This is a genomic window from Bacillus cereus group sp. N6, assembly GCF_016483705.1.
In the GTDB taxonomy this organism is placed as follows: domain Bacteria; phylum Bacillota; class Bacilli; order Bacillales; family Bacillaceae_G; genus Bacillus_A; species Bacillus_A wiedmannii.
Map to the genome: position 1 here is coordinate 79,499 of NZ_JAEHBI010000006.1, position 17,922 is coordinate 97,420.

The following is a 17,922-nucleotide window of genomic DNA, read 5'->3' on the forward strand; positions in this document are numbered from 1 at the left end:
CAGAAATGGACTTCGCCTTTGGTAGCAAGAATCCCACTGACGTTAGTCAGCTGGCTCCTTTAGGAGTAGGAGTGTCAATTGGTATTGAGATATCTAAAATGATACCTTAGTTTTTTAAAGTCTATTGACTGTATATATCTTTCTCTATATTCTTTAACAACATTTCCAACCTATCCATAGTAACTTGATTAAAATGTGGATTTAATTCCTTTATTATGAATTCAAGTAACTCATAGCTTATGTATTTACCCAATTCCAGTGAATATTGTTCAGCTAAAAAAGACTTTAATTTTTTAGAGATATCAATCTTATCCTTTTTACTAATCTTTATCTCCATTCAATAACAAACCCCTCTTAGATTAATCTGAAAAGCTAATTAAAATAACTTTTCATATCATAACATTCAATCACCTGAGAACTGGTCACTGTTGCATATCATTTTTATTTTTAATGTATCTTTGTTTTATATATTACAGGCTACAATATATAAAACAAAGATCAAATACAGAATTTTTAACTTTATCAATCTTTTTGGGGATTCCAAATATAATTACCTTTTTCACATTATAAAAATTTTTCTATAAATTTTTCATATTTTCAACTTTTTTGGTACTTTCATTACTGTAAGTGGAAATTTTTCTCATTTTTAGAATAATACAACCTAAACTAAATGCGAAAAGTGAAAATATCCCAAAAGTAACCTTTATAGTATTTAATGACAGACTCCAGCTAATTAGAAAAGATACTAGTGCCCCCCCTAAACTGGCCGATGCAATAAATAAACTAGTCACTTCATCAATATTATTTTCCATAATACGGGAAGCTAAGATTAATGTTATTGGAAAAACACCCGCTATAACTAAACCAATAATGAAGATGATAAACAAATACATACCTGTACCTTGAACAAAGGGGAATAGAAATAATAGAATCACTAATGTAAAGCAACTAGATGTAATGTATGTCCAATAATTAAATTTATGAGCAAACTTACCTACAAGTATTCTTCCTATAACTATGGCTAGCCAAAAACAAGATATACTTACTGAACTGATTAATTCATTATTGGTAAGAATCATTATTGTAGATAAAAAATTTGCAAGATTGGTTTCTATGCCTGCATATAAGAATGCAAAAAGTGAAATAAATACTATAACTTTCATCTTTTCACTTTTAAATTTAAGAGTGAATGAGGAAAGGGATGCTCCTCCCTTTTCATTTTTTTGAGGAGAAAAATTTAGAAATTTTGTACGTCCCAGCATGTACCAAACAAATAGTGTAAAAATAAAGAATAGTAATATCCCATAAAGAATAAAATACCATTCATAAAATTTTGTAATATAATTAACTAGTAACGGAAATCCTAGCGCCCCAACCCCAAACCATACTTCGAGAATACTAAATTTAGCAGCACTATTCCTTTCTGCTGAAATAATAAAGGAACCCACCGTAGTTTCTAACAAACCTGCTCCATAGCCTAATACAAAGCAAATAACGGCTAAATATGCCCATTCTTTAATATATATAAAACCTCCTAGGACGATGGACATTACTAAAACACCTAATGTTATTGTTTTAAAATAATGATACTTTCTTACTAGTATGGGTGAACATAGAACACCAAATAAAAAACCCGTAAATTGAAAAAATATTAAAACACCTAATTGATCAGGGGTTCTTCCATAATATTGTATTAATGAAGGAATTAAACTACCTATGCAAACATGTATTATTCCTACAATAAAATAAAACAAGCAACCATAATAAAATATTAACCGCACCTTTTCTCAACTCCAATCCAAAATAAAAACAGGGATTTAAGTAAAAGTTTTAAACCCCTGTTTTTACCATAAAACTAAATAGTTGCTACAGATCGTTCTTTATTACTACTGCTTTTATCAAAAAACATATCCAATATTACTTGTGAACGAAATCCATCTTCAAATGTTGCTACAGACTTATTTGGCCCACCTTCCGCAGCCTTAGCCCATTCTATAATTTCACTTCTAAAAGAATCAGACCATTCAAAAATCTCGTTTTCTGGATCGACTAGTAAAGGTAATGGTAACGGGATTTCATGTTTTTCCAATCCATCAAAGAGTATATATTTATTTGGCTCTTTAGAAGAATACTTATATTCTTTCTTCGTACCTATTATCTCTATACTAAAACCACAATCGTCAAGAAATGAACTTTTAGATGTTGTAATATTAACAAAAACCTTATTTTTCAATTGGCCATAAACCTCAGCATAGTCATCAACAAAAACTGGTTTACTTTCTTTTTCCTTAACATTTGTTTTAATTTTAGTTCGAACAGTATCCTCTCTAAAATCACTCTCAAATAAAAACCATAATAAATCTATTAGATAAATTCCTAAATCTCCCAAGGCCCCGCTAGTTTTATTACTTTGAAAATCATCTCGCCAAGTAAACGAAGTTCTCCTAAAAGCGCTATTCTTTTTAAAATGCAATCTTACCACTACTATTTCCCCTAATTCTTCATTTTGAATTAATTGTTTTAAAGCCTTAACATAAGATAGGTGGCGATAGTTAAACCCCATTGAAGCGACTAAATTAGTATTTTTTGCTATTGTCATCATGTATTTTGCTTCTTCACAAGAAATTGCCATTGGCTTTTCACATAACACATGTTTGTTTTTTAATAACGCTTGAACAGCTTGGGATCTATGACAAAAATTCGGTGAAGATATTATTACCCCATCAACTACTTCAAGTAACTTTTCATAGCTATTAAAAACCTTCCCACCAAAATTCCCTACCAACTTTTGGGCATTCTCATTATTAACATCATACACTCCAACTAATTTACAACTATCAACAGTTGATAATGCTCTAGAATGAGCTCTTGCAATACTTCCTGCACCTATAATCCCAATATTCATTATATGAACATCCCCTTTTAATTAATAATGTGCTTTAGAGTATTTAAAATTCCAATCGAGTATTCACCTTCAGCTAACATTGAGTGTGTGTTTTTGGCTTCTTCTGTTGCATTTTCTACTAAATAACCATGTCTTACAGCTTGTAGCATTCTTAAATCATTCCCACTATCTCCAAAAGCAATGGCATTTGTTTTATCTAGTTCGTACTTGTCTAAAATAAACTTCACTATCTCATCTTTACCTGTTCCAAGTGGAATAAAATCTACATCATAGCAATTTTCTGGATCACCAGCTAGTGGATTACATTTGTTAATATTAACTCCTACTTGGAATATTTCTCCGATTTCTTCTATCTTTTCTAAATTCTTTGCATCAATAAATTCATTTTGCTCTTCATAATAAAAATTAAATTTGTACTTAGAACTTCCTAATTGTGTCTGAGGTCTTAAAAAAATTTCATATTTTGATTCTAGCAATTTAAGAATTCTTTCAATCTTTGAAGAATCAAAACCACCCCCTATAATTCTCTCCTCCCAAATTTGATCATCTATAGTAGTCCCATTACTATCAAAGTACGTTATTTCTGTACCTAATCCACTCGCCACAAAATGAGGGAAATACTGAATACCACCCTTTTTCATTTTTTCAACAATGGATTCTAAACTACTTCCCGTTACCCAACCAATTACTAAATCCCCTTTACTTCCTTGTTCATACAAATACTTTTCTAACAATTTCATATTGCTTCTTTTAGAATCATCTATGTTATGAGGATAATAAGTTTCATCAAAATCACAGAACACTGCATATTTAGGCTTTTTAACCTGTGGTAGTCTTTCAAAATTTAAAGACTTTAAAACTTCATTACTTATTGACATTGAATAATCCCTCCAAAACGAAATTTTGCTCTTCTAACATCATATTTGGGTGTAAAGGTAAATGTAATATTCCTTTATGAACTTGCTCTGTATTTAATATATTGTTTTGCAAATCATTTTCCTTTATCCACTTAGTATTTTGTTTATGAGATAATACCGGATAATAAATATCTGTTTCAATGTTATACATTTGGTACAATTTATTTTTCAACTCGTCTCTTCTTCCATTTTCAACTCTAATCGGAAAAAGGTGCCAGACATTATCTTCTGTCATCATAGGTAGCTTAATTAATTCTCTATCCTCTAATTCCTTTAAATCACGTATATATCGTTGAGCTAAATACGCTCTTTTTAAATTGTTATATGATAAGTACTTAATTCTTTCCAAACCAATAGCTGCTTGCAAATTATCAATTTTAGAATTGAATCCAAAGTCTAATACCTTTTTATTTTTTTTATCAATCTCAAATCCATGATAACTATATTGATTGCAACGAATTGCAAGAGTTTCATTATTAGTAACTATTGCACCTGCCTTACCACATACACCAAAATTCTTATATGGATTAAAACTAAGTACAATTATATCTCCATATTCTCCAAGATTTGAAGAACCAATAGCTTGACATGCATCTTCAATAACTGTTAATTGATATAGATCCGCAATTTCACGAATTTTTTTCATTTCACATTGTTTACCATACAAATGTACAGGTAAAATGCATTTAGTTTTTTTGGTTATAGCTTCTTCTATTTTAGATGGATCAATACAATAACTCTGCTGATCTATATCTACAAATATAGGTTTTGCTCCGACTGCTAACACGGCATTTTCAGTAGCAGCAAAACTATTAGCTGGCATAATTACTTCATCTCCCGGCTGAATACCAATAGATAACAATGACACCATAAGGGCATCTGTACCACTACTTGTTGCAATTACAAACTTTTTATTTAAATAATTTCCGATTACTTCTTCTAGCTTTTTTGAAAATGGTCCACTTGTAAATTGGCCTGTCGGTAAGACATCTTTTAAAACTCCTATAATTTTTTCAACCTCATCTTGGGAAATCAACCGATTAACTGGCATAAATTCTATTTTCTGTATATTTTTTCTGCTATAATTGAAAATATCTTTTTCTATATCAATATCTATTTTCAATTTATTTTCCCTAAATAATTTCTCTTTCATCTTGTGATTCGGCAATATATTACTAATTTCAAATTCTTTTTCTTTTGTTTCCCCCTGTAGGCACTTTAATAAAGCTAAATTGTCTTTACTATGTCCAGAAATTGTAGTAAGAGTTTTCACGTTAAATCACCTCTAAGAAATTATTTTGAAAATCATGAGTAGACTATATTTTATGTTATCGATTACATGTCAACATTTTTTTTACGGAGGGTTTCTCTATGGTAACAATTAACGAAATAGCTAAATTATGTAATGTATCAAATACTACGGTTTCAAGAGTTCTAAATAATCATCCATATGTAAATTCAGAAAAACGTGAGAAAATAATAAAAGTAATGCAAGAATTCAACTATACTCCTAGTTCTATTGCTAGGAATCTTAGGATAAATAAGACACAAACCATTGCTCTATCAATTCCAAATATAGATCATCCTTTTTTCGGAAAATTAGCTAGAGAAATTTCTAAAGAATTATTAAAACACAATTACAAATTGCTAATTTATCAGACTTTTTATGAGAAAAAAATAGAGCTAGAATTACTTTCATTACTAAAGAATAAAGCTGTAGATGGTGTAATTCTCGCATCCCTAGAAAATAGTTGGGAAAATATAGAGCATTATTTAGCATATGGGCCCATATTACTTTGTAATGAGTATGAGGAAAATGCACCTATTCCAATAATTTGTTACGATGAATTTGAGGCTGGATACAAAGCTGTTAAACATTTAATAAACAAAGATCATAAAAAAATTGGCTTTTGTTTTGATTCTCTTAATAGTCAAGCACAATTAAAACGCCAACAAGGATATTTGCATGCCTTAAAAGAAAAGCAATTACCATTCAATAAAAATTGGCTGTTTGGAGATGCAATTACTATTGAAGATGGATTTAGAATTTTTCAGAAATTAGATAAATTAAAGGATAGACCTACTGCATTATTTACTGGAAATGATCAAGTTGCTGCTGGAGTCATTAAAGGAGCTACTATAAAAGGGTATTCTATTCCAACTGACTTAGCTGTTTGTGGTTATGATAATCAATTAATTTGTACAGTTACAACTCCAACAATTAGTACCATTGATATTCCAATTGTTGAACTGAGTAAACGTACCGTTAACGAGATTCTACTATATATAAATACAGATGAATCTATTAAACGTAAAATTATTGAATATCCTACAAACTTAATTATCCGTGAATCGACATAATTAAAACAAAAGTTTCTGCTTAAACTTATCTAATAAATAAAAATAAAAAGAGGACGTAAATAATAATGCGTCCTCTTTTTATATCAAATTAAAATAATCCATCAAAATGCTTTTCACATTAAAAAGAATCACTTTCCAAGTTCATATTTTATTTCATAAAGAATTGAGAGATTATCACTTAAGAGCCTTAACTATAACTTCAGTTGCCTCTGCAATGAGTTGATTATCATAAGTAGCTTCTTTCTCATCTTTACTAGATAAAATTGCGATAATAATTGGTGCTCTATTTGGCGGGCAAACGATAGCAATATCATTTCGTGTCCCATAACTTCCAGCACCTGATTTATCTGCAACTATCCAGTCAGTTGGTACGCCTGCACGAATAAGTTTGTCTCCTGTAGCATTTCCTTTCATCCACCCTGTAAGAATGTTACGTTTATGAACCGGAAGCGCATTTCCGACCGTAAAAGCTTTCAGATTCGTAGCAATTGCTTTCGCTGTACTAGTGTCACGAATGTCTCCTGGAATAGCCTCGTTTAATTCTGTTTCAAAGCGATCAGACATAGTAACCCGATCACCCATCTGTCTAAGCGCTTTTTCATATCCTTTTGGTCCGCCTATTTTGTTAAATAAAATGTTCCCTGCAGTATTATCACTGTAACGAACAGCAGCCTCAGCAATTTCTCCTAGTTTCATTCCAGTATCTACATGTTTCTCGGTAACAGGTGAATAATCCACTAAGTCTTCTTTCGTATAAGTAATAACTTCATTTAATTTCTCAGTAGAGTTTTGCTGTAGTAATACCCCTGCCGCTAACGCCTTGTAGGTTGATGCAAAGGCAAACCTTTCGTTAGGTCGATAAGAGATTGTTTGATTTGTACCAGTATCAATCGCATATACACCTAATCGTGCATCGAATTTTTTCTCAAGTTGAGAGAACTCTTTATACGTCGCCTGATGTTTATGCTTCACTTGTCCTGTCTTTTCTTTCGCCTCAACTTGCAATGGCCCTCCTTTAAAAGCTTCTAAGCTTGTAAGACTTAAACCTAATATACCAACGCATACACCTATTTTTAGCATCCTCTTGTTTTTCAAGATCATCATTCCTTTCAAATTCTTAATACCTTTTTATACGTACACATAATAGACAATCACCGAAACAAATCTGTTCCATAAACTTAAAAAACTTTATAACTAGTATCAGAGTTATTAACAAAATAAGTGATAGCAACTATGATCGTCACTATCGCTTATTTCACATCTCATCTTTTTACTTATTAGTGCCTTTATATAAACAAGGGCTCTTCACCTGAGAAAAGTGCACAAATTTTACTCGTTTTGATTCGAAGCATCTATACCAGCAACTTCACCATTTATACGCTGCTTTTTCAAATCAAAGTATACATCTAAAACTTCTTTTCCAATTATAGAATTAATTCCACTTTTATCGTTATGAAGCCATGGAACTACTACAGAAAATGCTACTTCTGGATTATCATATGGAGCATATCCAACTAACGTTAAGTTGTAGCATTCCATACGTTCTCCTTTTGCATTTCTACCAATTGGATCATCTCCACCATATACAGTTTGAGCTGTCCCTGTCTTTCCTGCTGGTTTATATGGCGCGTTTTTGAAATACTTCACGCCAGTTCCATCACCTTCTTGGAATACCCATCTAAACCCTTCTTTTATCCGATCAATATGTTCTGTCTTCATATCAATTCGATTTAATACGACAGGCTCTATAGAGCGTATAACTTTGCCAACCTCTTCTTCTTTTATTGATTGCTCTCGTATTTCTTGTACAATTTGAGGTTGCATTCTATAACCGCCATTAGCAATCGTTGAAATATATTGCGCCAATTGCAACGGTGTATACGTATCATACTGCCCGATAGAAAAATCTAGTAAAAACCCAGGCTGACTATCTACTTTTCTAGTTTGTCCAATTATTTCATTCGGTAAATCAATACCTGTTGGAACTCCTAATCCAAATTGTTTAAAATAATAGCGCATCGTATCAAATGCTCCTTGTTTTATATCCAACGAACCATTTGGTACGTAATTAACTCCCGCAATTTTTAAAGCTGTCTGGAACATGTATACATTCGAAGATACTTGTAGCGCTCGTAAATCATTAATATTACCAAATCCGGATACATTCCACGATTTCTTAGCTTGTGTACCTTTAAATTTCATGGGTGCATCATAAAATTGATCTCCTGGCTGTATTGCCCCTGTCTCATATCCAGTTAATAAAGTTGCACCTTTTACAGCTGACCCTAGCTCATACGAAGTTGTCATGTTACCTAATGCCAAATCCTCAATCTCTAATTTCCCTTCTTTTTCTACAATCTTTTTGCCTGCCATAGATAGAATCTGTCCGTTATTTGGATTCGTCATGACGACAAAAGCTCGGTCCAACAGTGGCTCTGAACTCTTAAACGCTCTCAAATTTTTCTCTATACTTTCTTCCACTTTCTTTTGTAATTCCATATCAATCGTTAATGTTAAACTATTACCACTTTTTCCTTTAGAGATTATTTCTGTGTTTATAATGTTTCCTGATTTATCAGTAATGTTTTTCACTTCTTCTTTTGCACCGTGCAAGACATCTTCATATCGTTGTTCAATATAACTTTTTCCTACACGATCATTTCGGTTATATCCACGTACCAAATAAGAATCTAAGTTTTCTTTCGGTAATCCTTCTTCACTACTCGTAATATTACCTAACACGGAACGAAATAAATTACCATTTACATAATTACGTTCCCAATCAACTGTTGCATCTACTCCTGGAAACTCAGCAAGGTTTTCACTTATTCGCGCATACTCTTGATCTGTTACATCTTTTTTTATAATTTGTGGTGTTAGTTGATAACCTGAACTCATTTTGCTTTTAATAGCTAACACCTTTAAATCTTGTGCTGTTAATTCTGCCAATTCTAATTCTGTAACACGACTTCGTCTTAAGTCTTCTATTTTTTTATCTAACTCTTTTCCCTCTATTCCCTTATCTTTTAACTTTTTTATATCTTTTTTAGTAATCATTGTCTCCGCACGTTTCGTATTCAACTGCATCCAAAAATCTTTTTTATCGATATCTGTTAATTTATTTATATCTTGTTCAGACATTTCAAGCACTTTCGCTAAGTCTGTTGCTGTTTTTAAAATATCTTCACTAGTAATTCCCTTTACCTTTGTATACGTAATCGTACGAAGAGATTTATTATTAACAACTGTTTTCCCTTCTCGATCTAGTATTTGTCCACGTGGAACTGGAATGCTAGTTGTTGCATTTTGACTGCTTTCTATTTGATTCTTATAAGCCTCTCCCTCTACGATTTGCACCTTTCCTAGCTGAACAATAATAGCTGAGAATAGTAAAAATATGCAAAGGAACATTATATTTAATCGAATAGATATATACGTCTTGTTCTTTCCTTTTTGATTCCCCATAAATCCTCCATTTAATTCCTTATATGTTACATACCGATGGCCGGTTATAAATATCGTTTCGACTTTTTGCTAAATCCTTGTTAGCATTCATACCTTTTCGTTTAGCTACGTAATTCATAACTCTCCTTTCCTATTTTCTCTCTATTTTTTGTCGCTAGCATTAGAAATGCTAAACTATATACTGGCCCATATAAAACTTACACATAGATTTGCTAAAAACTTTTCATACTGATTATTCCTTTCTTCATGCTGTAATACTTAATAGACAATCTATATAATAAAGTTGTTCCACATTTACAAAAAAAATAATTAACTATAAGATGAAATAAGCTAAAAAGGGAGGGTTTTATGTTACATACAAAAATAAAAAGATGGAGATTTATAGCGATTCTTTCTATTGTAGGTTTGATATTAATAATTTTGTTAAAAAGCCATTTCTTTTCAATTACTATCGAAACTTCTTCGGCCGAAAGAGGACAAATACTTGATCGAAATGGTGTAATACTAGCTACAAATAAGAAAGTTAAGTCTTTATATTGCACTTTTAATGATGAGAAGCTATCGAAACAAGATACAGCAAACACATTAGCTTTTTTCAATCAATTTTCAAGCGAATTTCAACATGACATTTCTACAGAGGACATAAAATCTCAATTACAACAATCTTGTAAAAAGCAGACTATGAATGATATACCGTTATACTCTGACATAACTGAGAATGAACTTGCATTCATAAACAAAAACAAACCCAATAATGTAATAATCAAAGATGAAGTGATTCGATATTATCCTAAACGTGAAATTGGTTCACAGGTAATTGGGTATATAGAAAATGACCTTAATGTACCCGTTGGAAAAAGTGGGATTGAGCTGCAATATGAAAATGATTTAAAAGGAAAACCCGGAAAAACTCTTATTTTTAAAATGAATAATAAAAAGTTCTTATGGAACATTCAAAAAGTACAAAAAGGAAAAGATATCTGGCTAGCTTTAGACTCTAAGTTGCAGCAAAAAACAGAGGAAGCATTAAGATCTCAAATCAAGAAAATAACTGATGTTAATGCTGGTTATGTTGTGCTAACCGATGTGAAAACTGGCGCAATTTTAACTATGGCCAACTCAGCAGTGTTTGATCCAAATACATTATATGAACAAGTATCATCTAAAAAAGAAAACATCAAATCACTTTCGCAAAATAAAGCAATTCAAAAATTAAAGTATGGTGAATCTTATGTAAATATGGCCTCAACTATAAAGCCACTTACTATTTTAATTGGATTAAACGAAAAGCTTTTTCAACCTGAAGATACTTATTTAGATAAAGGTACTTTTCAATATGATAATCAAAATAACATTACGAATGCACCTGGAACGCCAACAGGTGAGATTACACCGAGGCAGGCTATCATTAATTCATCTAACACATTTATGACAGCAAAAGTAGCTCTACCCTTATTCAACCAAAATAATGGGAATATAGAAAAAGTTGCACATATATGGACAGAGTATTTAAAGCAATTCGGCCTTCGTTCTAAAACTGGGATTGATTTACCTTTTGAAGAAGACGGACAATATGAATTTCATCCAACAAACAAGTTTGAAAATGGTATCTCCGCCTTATTAAATGCCTCTTGGGGAGGAAATGAAGTACACACTCCTCTTCAACTTGCTCAATATGCAGCAACTTTAGCAAGTAAAGGTGATAAATATAAACCTCAAATCGTAAGTGCTATTATTGATCAAAATGGTAAGGAAACAAAAAAGTTTAAACCAATTTTAGAAAGTTCAAATCGTTACCCGGTGAAATTTTGGAGTGTCGTGCAAGGTGGGATGAGCCAAAATATAGAGGAAATTAAAAACTTACCCTTTCATGTCGCAGGTAAAACAGGCATAACAGGTGCTCCGAATGAGCAAGAAAGAATGATAAACCATTCTCTTTTCATTGCATATGCTCCTACCGAAGATCCACAAATTGCCGTTTCTGTCGTTATTCCTGGTAGTAATTCAGAAAAAAACATTGCTGCTCTCGTTACATCAGAAATTTTAGAGTACTGGAATACTCTTCAATAAGAGAATAAAAACATAGAGGAAGGTTCATTAAAGTGAACCTTCCTCTTTACCATATAGAATCTATATTCGTTATTTTCCATTTACCTTCATGATCCTTTTCGAACATGAAAGAATATTTAATATCAGTTAAAACATACTCTTTTTGTACATATCCAGTATTACCGCTAATTGTCGATACTTTTATATATCCATTATTCTGCACTTTTTCTGGAATCCAAGCTTTTACCATTTCATTAGATACTTCATATAAAACTTGTGATTCTCGCTTTGGTTCAGCTAAAATTCTCGTTTTATTTCCAGTAACAGTTGCATATATATAATGCGCTTGCTTTGGTTCGTTACTTTCTGTCAATCCACTTGGTACTTTGTATGCTTGCTTTGTATCATTTGTAAATTCTCCCCCCATGGTAAGAGCAACTTGCAACTCATGAAAAATATCTTCATCAAATTTCAATTCATCCTTCTTATAACTCTTCCCTTTAAATAGAACTTCATCATTTAACGCTCTATACAAGTCATTTTCATTTTTTGAATTTGTACTTTGATATAATTCATTCATAAATTGTTTTAATGTTGGATCTTGAGCAGACTCATCTTTAGTTTTAGGCTTAATTTGTGTACTACTTTGGACCGGTGATTTATTATCATCAAGCCATGGTTGTTGAACGATAACAAATAACATTGTACAAACAAAAACAACTATAATTGGCAGAGCTTTTTTACGAAACGGTCTTTTATGTTTTACAGAATTCACTTCATTATTTTCATATATAGACTGCTTTATTTTAAAAATAAATTCTTCTTCATCTTTACGATTCTCCATTGGACCTTTTTTTAATTTACTATACCAGTCAGGATTTTTTTTATTGTTCATCACTACTACCCTCCCCTATTAATTTTGAAACCTTACTTCTCGCTCGGCTTAATCTAGATTTAACAGTTCCAATGGATACTCCCAGTGTTTCAGCCATTTCTTCATAAGATAATTCATATTTCGCGTCTAAAATTATTATTTCACGGTGTTTTTTAGGTAGTTTTAAAACAACATCCCACACTTCATTCATTTCCTCTTGCTTGAAAAACTCTCGTTCTGCCGATGGAGATTGCTTATCGTCACTAAAAAAACCTACTAATGATATCCTTTTAAAATAGGAGGATTTCAAATAGTTTATTGCTGTATTTCTTGTAATTTTTAATATCCACGTTTTAATAGATGACTCCTTTCGAAATGAATTCCAATTTTTAAATACCTTTATAAACACATCTTGCGTGATATCATCTGATAAGTGTGGATCTTTCGTAATAATAAATGAATAATTCCATACATCTTGCCAATAGTCTTTTATAACATAGTCAAGCTCATCATGAATACACTTTTCAATAAACGTCTCTTCCATTTCCACACCTCGAACTTATTTGAATAAAGATAAAACTACCCTCACTTTTATTATGGTTTCAATATATAGACAAGATACAAGTTTCATTTGTTCCATTGTTTATCTTTTTTTGATAGAAAAATCCTCCTAAAAATGTAAAGGTGTGCGATTACTTTCATAAAATAATTATCTATACATTCTTTTACATGACAGGCTCCTAAAAACAAGTAAAGCATACAATGTTAAAAATACACTCATAAAAAATCTGATTATTATTTGTGCATTTCACGCAACACTCCACTTGTATCACCTTTTTTCTTAGAGCATACTTATTTGTGTGCTCTATTTATGCTTTACTAAATAACTGTTTTGTTAAAGTTTAAAATTCCCATCACTTGTCCCTTTCAATTTGTTTTACTCTTCTATTTACTATTAGCAATACCAACCTTTCAAAAATGAAAACAAAGATAAGTTATCATCTTTATTCAGCCACAACAAAAAAGCATTCTCGATTACGGAGAATGCTTTTTCAAAACTTAATTGTTCTTTGTATCGCTCAATTTATACCTTCGTGTTAAGCAAACAATGAATGTAGTAAAAGATTTCACCTTATAGTTACTTATTTTTTCTGAAAAACATGTTTTACTTTTTCCCCTGGAACGTTACTCCCCCCTCTTCCTTTTACATCTTCGATCATCATGGTAATGATCATGTCGGGCGCATTTGCATCAAAAGCTGCAAACCATCCAAGTTCTTTTCCGTCTGCTTCTTTCGACTCCTTCAGTTCTGCTGTACCGGTTTTACCAGCAAGAGTTATAGCATCAACCTTAGCAATTCTCCCCGCGCCATCAGGGTCATTGATGACTTTTATTAATGCGCTCTTTAATATCTCTTGATTCTTTTTAGAAACCACATTTTCTTTCCAATTCCCCGCTACTTTTGCTTCTTTTAAAAGATGTGGCGACGGAATATTCCCTTCATTCACAATCGGTGCATATGTTAATGCTAAATGAAGTGGTGTCATTAATACTTGTCCTTGTCCATATCCCGTGTCTGCTAGTTGAATATCATTTTTTATCCCATCTCTTGCAATGATTGAAATAGGAAATTCGTATTCGATTGGTAATTTTTCATGAAATCCGTATTTCTTAAATTCATTTACATACTGATCTTTTCCCATTTTCAAAGCTTGTTGAGCAAAATAAATATTATCAGAGTACTTCATTGCCTTATCAAAATCAATTGGACTAGCTTCCTTCACACGTGTTATATAATAATTTCCCCAAGATGAATCTTTTGCCCACTTTAATCCTTGAATTTTAAATTCTTCCTTCGGGTTTATAGTGTTTGTTTCCAAACCAATTGCACCAGTAATCGTTTTAAATACGGAACCTGGTACAAATGCTTGTGTGAAACGATTCATCATTGGTAGTTTCGAGTCGTTATTCCATGCTTCTCGTTGGGCTTTTGATGCTCCTCTAACTATTGTATTTGGATTATAAGCAGGGCTACTTACAAGTGCAATAGTTTCACCTGTTTTAGGATTGACCGCTGCACTAGATCCTGCTTCATTTTTCATCTCATTAAAGATTTTTTCTTGAATTGCAGCATCAATTGTTAACGTAACGTTTTCTCCTTCTTTTGATTCTTTTTTTGCTACATTTTTAATCTCTTTTCCATTCTCATCTTCTATAAATACGCGTCCACCTTTTTCACCACGCAATGTATTCTCTAGTACTTTCTCTAAACCTGTCTTTCCTACTAAATCATCTGCTTGATAACCTTTTTTTTGAAGCGATTTTAACTCCTCTGCATTCACCTTTCCTATATAACCAGTTAAGTGTGCCGCCGCTTCTCCTAATGGATACGTCCGAACATTTACTGGGCGAGATGAAACTCCTTCTAATTCAATATAATCATTCTGTCTAGTTCCCTCTTTTAAAATACCAATTGGTACAAAGGAGTCTGGTTTTATCCATTTCGCTGTAAGCTTCTGATCGACCTCTTCTATAGACATATCAAGTAATTGTGCTACTATTTCTTTTGTTTGCGCTGCCGTTTCGCCTAGTTTCTCTGGAATAATTCCAACCTCAGTCGCTTTCCCATTCGTTGCAAGAGCTTTCCCATTTCGATCATATATTTCTCCGCGTTTTCCTTGTTCTATTTGCATACGTACTTTGTAATCTTTTTTCATAGCTGGAAAAATGAAATCTGGTGTCCAATCTATTTTCCAAGATTCCTTTTCTTTCACGAGTTTTGCTTCATGGATAAATGAAACTGTTCCTCCATCCGTATCCATCTTAACTTCAAAAAGAAAAAGCTCTTTATCTTTAGCATTCTCTCCTTTCGTTTTAATTTTTAAATTCTTAACTCCAATACCCTCATAGATTTTTTGATATTTCTCTGTGAAATCCTTTTTAGAAATCGTTTTTTTGGCACGCTCTGATAAATGATCATACATATTTGCAAATTTTTTATCATTCCATAAATTGATATATTCTTCAAATGTTTGTTTTGGCGGTTCGTTTTTATTACACCCTACCAACATAACTGCAAAACAAAAGAAAACCAGCATCCATAATTTTTTCAATTCAATCTTCTCCCTTTGTTAAAAATATTTATTCCTTTCTTGATTTATTAAATAAAAAATGTTGTAACGCTTAATAGACAGTGTAAGTAATGAGATTGTTCCACATTTACAAAAAATTTCATTTACGCTTAAGTTGCATTGGAAGAGGAAAGTTTGTAAGCTTCTTGCAAACATAAGGAGCGAATATATTTAGCGAACGTTATAAGTATTAGTGTTGTTTTAAAAAATTCATTTAAAATACCTTTTAATTCGTTTTCGTCGATATTATCTTTATAGATTTTTGATACAAAAATAGAATCCTTATAGTAAGGATTCTACAGTAGAAAATGATAGATTTATTTTTCTTAACCTGATGATTTGGGCTTTTAAAGTACATAGTACTTACAATTAGCATTATAAGCAAGATCCGCTACTTGCATCGATTAACTCATCAGTTATCCAACGACTGTCTGATGAAGAAAGAAAGCTTCACCTTCAGGTAAAGTCAACTTAAACTAAAGTTACTTCATATATTTTACTTAAAATTCCATCAACACCTACCTTTAAACAGTTCGTTTAAACTGCCCTGCCTTTGTTCAAAGGTATTTCAGCAATGCCTGTATTTTTCATCTTTAATATTTTTGTTTCTTAGCCATGAGTATAGTTAGAAAATCTCTAAAAACTATTTGATAATCTTTTAGAATCTAACTTTCTTATAATACTATTTGCTATTTCTTCAATATTTTCATCTAGAAAGAAATGATTACCTTCAAAAGAATGAAAAGTACACGTTTTACTTGTGTATTGCTTCCATTTTATTACTTGATCATATGTAGTAAACTCATCCTTTTCCGCATTAAATATAAGAAAATCAATATCACATGGTTGTGTATTATTGTCATGAATATATGTCTCGACAATTTTAAAATCTGCTCTTAGAATAGGTAGAAAAATCTCTATTAATTCTTCTGATTCAAGTACCCCAGATGGTGTACCTCCCATTGCAATAACTTCTCTTTTAAATTGTTCATTAGAAAGATTATGTCGAATATTTTTTATTTTACTATTTGGATGATTTCTACCGGACAAAACAAGAAATTTAGGCAATACATTTTTAGAATCTTGTATTTTTCTAGCTACTTCATAGGCAATCAAACTTCCCATACTATGCCCAAATAAAATATATGGCGAATCATCTATCTGCATAACGATATTATTATAGACATCATTCACCACCTCTTCCATACTTTGGTGCAAACTTTCTTCAATTCTATATCCTCTACCAGCTAACTCTATCGGGACTACCTCAATATATGGATTAAAGTAATTTTTCCATTTTGCGTAACTAAACGCAGATCCCCCAGCATGTGGAAAGCAAAAAAGTTTAGTCTTTTGCATTGATTTTCTCCTTACTTTCAAATTTGTATATATTTTGGCAAATTGTATAAATGTCTTTAATTATTATCTCTTGCGGAAATTCATTCCTTGTTGCACAAGCAGATATCTTATAATTTGGATCAATGTTATATTGTTTAAAGTAAAAGTTTTTAGGTATATTCTTGTATGTAATTAAAGTTCGTGACTCTTTTTTTATAGAGAATGAATTTAACGGGGTATAAAGCCCTTTTCCAATCGTTTTTATATAACTTTCTTTTAATGTCCATAAATCATAAAAATAATTAATTTGTTCATCAGAATTCATATTAGATATTTCATAAAATTCTTCCTCTGAAAAAAATTCATGTGCTAATTTAAAAGCCTCTATTTCTGAAACTTTTTCTATATCAATACCCACATGAAAATTAGCAGTAGTACAAACCACCCATTCTCCTGAATGTGACAAATTAAAATGAAAGTCAGAAAAATTTTCAACAAAAGGTTTTCCATACTCATTATATATAAATCTAATTTCTTCATTATTAATTTTATACTTTTGGCAGATTAGAGATCGGATTAGTAAATCTCCTATCAGGGTCCTATTAATGTCGCATGAATTTAATAAACGCTTCATTCGTTCTTTCTTCTCATTTGAAACTAAGTTACTAAGTTGCTTAAACAAATGACTTTCAATATTCTTTGGTATTTTCACAGCTTGAATTTGTATGATAAATCACTTCCTTTTTTTAAGAATTACTTCATATATGAACGTTACAGAAATTCAAATTCACTTTATTAAATTGCATATACAATAGGAAAGGTGCATATTTACATATCAATGAAAATATGCACCTTTCCTCAGTAATATCATCAGGTATTCGC

The 17,922-nt window shown here is 31.6% G+C and carries 14 protein-coding genes and 1 pseudogene; 2 read left to right on the top strand and 13 right to left on the bottom strand.

Annotated elements, in window-relative coordinates:
- Positions 1 to 121: 121 nt before the first annotated feature.
- The 5 genes from JDS99_RS07415 to JDS99_RS07435 all read right to left on the bottom strand — a co-directional run bounded on the left by JDS99_RS07415 (position 122) and on the right by JDS99_RS07435 (position 5,095).
- Positions 122 to 337, bottom strand: coding sequence for a DUF2164 family protein (locus tag JDS99_RS07415; RefSeq protein WP_098858456.1), 216 nt, complete (start codon positions 335 to 337; stop codon positions 122 to 124).
- A gap of 241 nt (positions 338 to 578) precedes the next feature.
- Positions 579 to 1,781, bottom strand: a complete 1,203-nt coding sequence (locus JDS99_RS07420) for an MFS transporter (protein ID WP_098858457.1) — start codon at positions 1,779 to 1,781, stop codon at positions 579 to 581.
- Between the two features lie 74 nt (positions 1,782 to 1,855).
- The gene (locus JDS99_RS07425) at positions 1,856 to 2,905 is read right to left on the bottom strand and encodes a Gfo/Idh/MocA family protein (protein WP_199694847.1); all 1,050 of its coding nucleotides are present in this window, start codon (positions 2,903 to 2,905) and stop codon (positions 1,856 to 1,858) included.
- Positions 2,906 to 2,922: 17 nt separating this feature from the next.
- Positions 2,923 to 3,783 (bottom strand): HAD-IIB family hydrolase, encoded by an 861-nt coding sequence (locus JDS99_RS07430; RefSeq protein ID WP_098858459.1) that lies wholly within the window; start codon positions 3,781 to 3,783, stop codon positions 2,923 to 2,925.
- A complete protein-coding gene (locus JDS99_RS07435; RefSeq protein ID WP_088063400.1) occupies positions 3,770 to 5,095 on the bottom strand; it encodes a DegT/DnrJ/EryC1/StrS aminotransferase family protein in 1,326 nt (441 codons plus the stop codon). The genes JDS99_RS07430 and JDS99_RS07435 overlap by 14 nt, the downstream gene beginning before the upstream one ends.
- A gap of 98 nt (positions 5,096 to 5,193) precedes the next feature.
- Between JDS99_RS07435 and JDS99_RS07440 the strand changes: the two genes are divergently transcribed.
- Positions 5,194 to 6,183 (top strand): LacI family DNA-binding transcriptional regulator, encoded by a 990-nt coding sequence (locus JDS99_RS07440; RefSeq protein WP_199694848.1) that lies wholly within the window; start codon positions 5,194 to 5,196, stop codon positions 6,181 to 6,183.
- 174 nt (positions 6,184 to 6,357) lie between these two features.
- Here the strand turns inward: JDS99_RS07440 and bla are convergent, their stop codons facing one another.
- Positions 6,358 to 7,305, bottom strand: a complete 948-nt coding sequence (gene bla / locus JDS99_RS07445) for a class A beta-lactamase Bla1 (protein WP_472926330.1) — start codon at positions 7,303 to 7,305, stop codon at positions 6,358 to 6,360.
- A 207-nt stretch (positions 7,306 to 7,512) separates the two neighbouring features.
- Positions 7,513 to 9,648: a peptidoglycan D,D-transpeptidase FtsI family protein gene (locus JDS99_RS07450; RefSeq protein ID WP_199694850.1), complete on the bottom strand. Its 2,136-nt coding sequence runs from the start codon at positions 9,646 to 9,648 to the stop codon at positions 7,513 to 7,515.
- A gap of 348 nt (positions 9,649 to 9,996) precedes the next feature.
- Here JDS99_RS07450 and JDS99_RS07455 point away from each other — a divergent pair, with 348 nt between their 5' ends.
- The gene (locus tag JDS99_RS07455; protein ID WP_199694851.1) at positions 9,997 to 11,718 is read left to right on the top strand and encodes a peptidoglycan D,D-transpeptidase FtsI family protein; all 1,722 of its coding nucleotides are present in this window, start codon (positions 9,997 to 9,999) and stop codon (positions 11,716 to 11,718) included.
- Positions 11,719 to 11,764: 46 nt separating this feature from the next.
- On the opposite strand, the gene JDS99_RS07460 is transcribed toward JDS99_RS07455, so the two are convergent.
- The 6 genes and pseudogenes from JDS99_RS07460 to JDS99_RS07480 form a co-directional block, all read right to left on the bottom strand.
- A complete protein-coding gene (locus tag JDS99_RS07460; RefSeq protein ID WP_199694852.1) occupies positions 11,765 to 12,592 on the bottom strand; it encodes an SH3 domain-containing protein in 828 nt (275 codons plus the stop codon).
- A complete protein-coding gene (locus JDS99_RS07465; protein ID WP_060488847.1) occupies positions 12,582 to 13,115 on the bottom strand; it encodes an RNA polymerase sigma factor in 534 nt (177 codons plus the stop codon). Before JDS99_RS07465 ends, JDS99_RS07460 begins: the two co-directional genes overlap by 11 nt.
- Before the next feature lie 598 nt (positions 13,116 to 13,713).
- Entirely contained in the window at positions 13,714 to 15,684 is a 1,971-nt protein-coding gene (locus JDS99_RS07470) for a penicillin-binding transpeptidase domain-containing protein (protein WP_199694853.1), read from the bottom strand.
- 393 nt (positions 15,685 to 16,077) lie between these two features.
- Positions 16,078 to 16,149 (bottom strand): annotated as a pseudogene (locus tag JDS99_RS32555) (SDR family oxidoreductase); the annotation flags it as partial.
- Between the two features lie 189 nt (positions 16,150 to 16,338).
- Positions 16,339 to 17,061 (bottom strand): thioesterase II family protein, encoded by a 723-nt coding sequence (locus JDS99_RS07475; RefSeq protein ID WP_098200189.1) that lies wholly within the window; start codon positions 17,059 to 17,061, stop codon positions 16,339 to 16,341.
- The gene (locus JDS99_RS07480; RefSeq protein WP_088609773.1) at positions 17,048 to 17,752 is read right to left on the bottom strand and encodes a 4'-phosphopantetheinyl transferase family protein; all 705 of its coding nucleotides are present in this window, start codon (positions 17,750 to 17,752) and stop codon (positions 17,048 to 17,050) included. The genes JDS99_RS07475 and JDS99_RS07480 overlap by 14 nt, the downstream gene beginning before the upstream one ends.
- Positions 17,753 to 17,922: the final 170 nt, after the last annotated feature.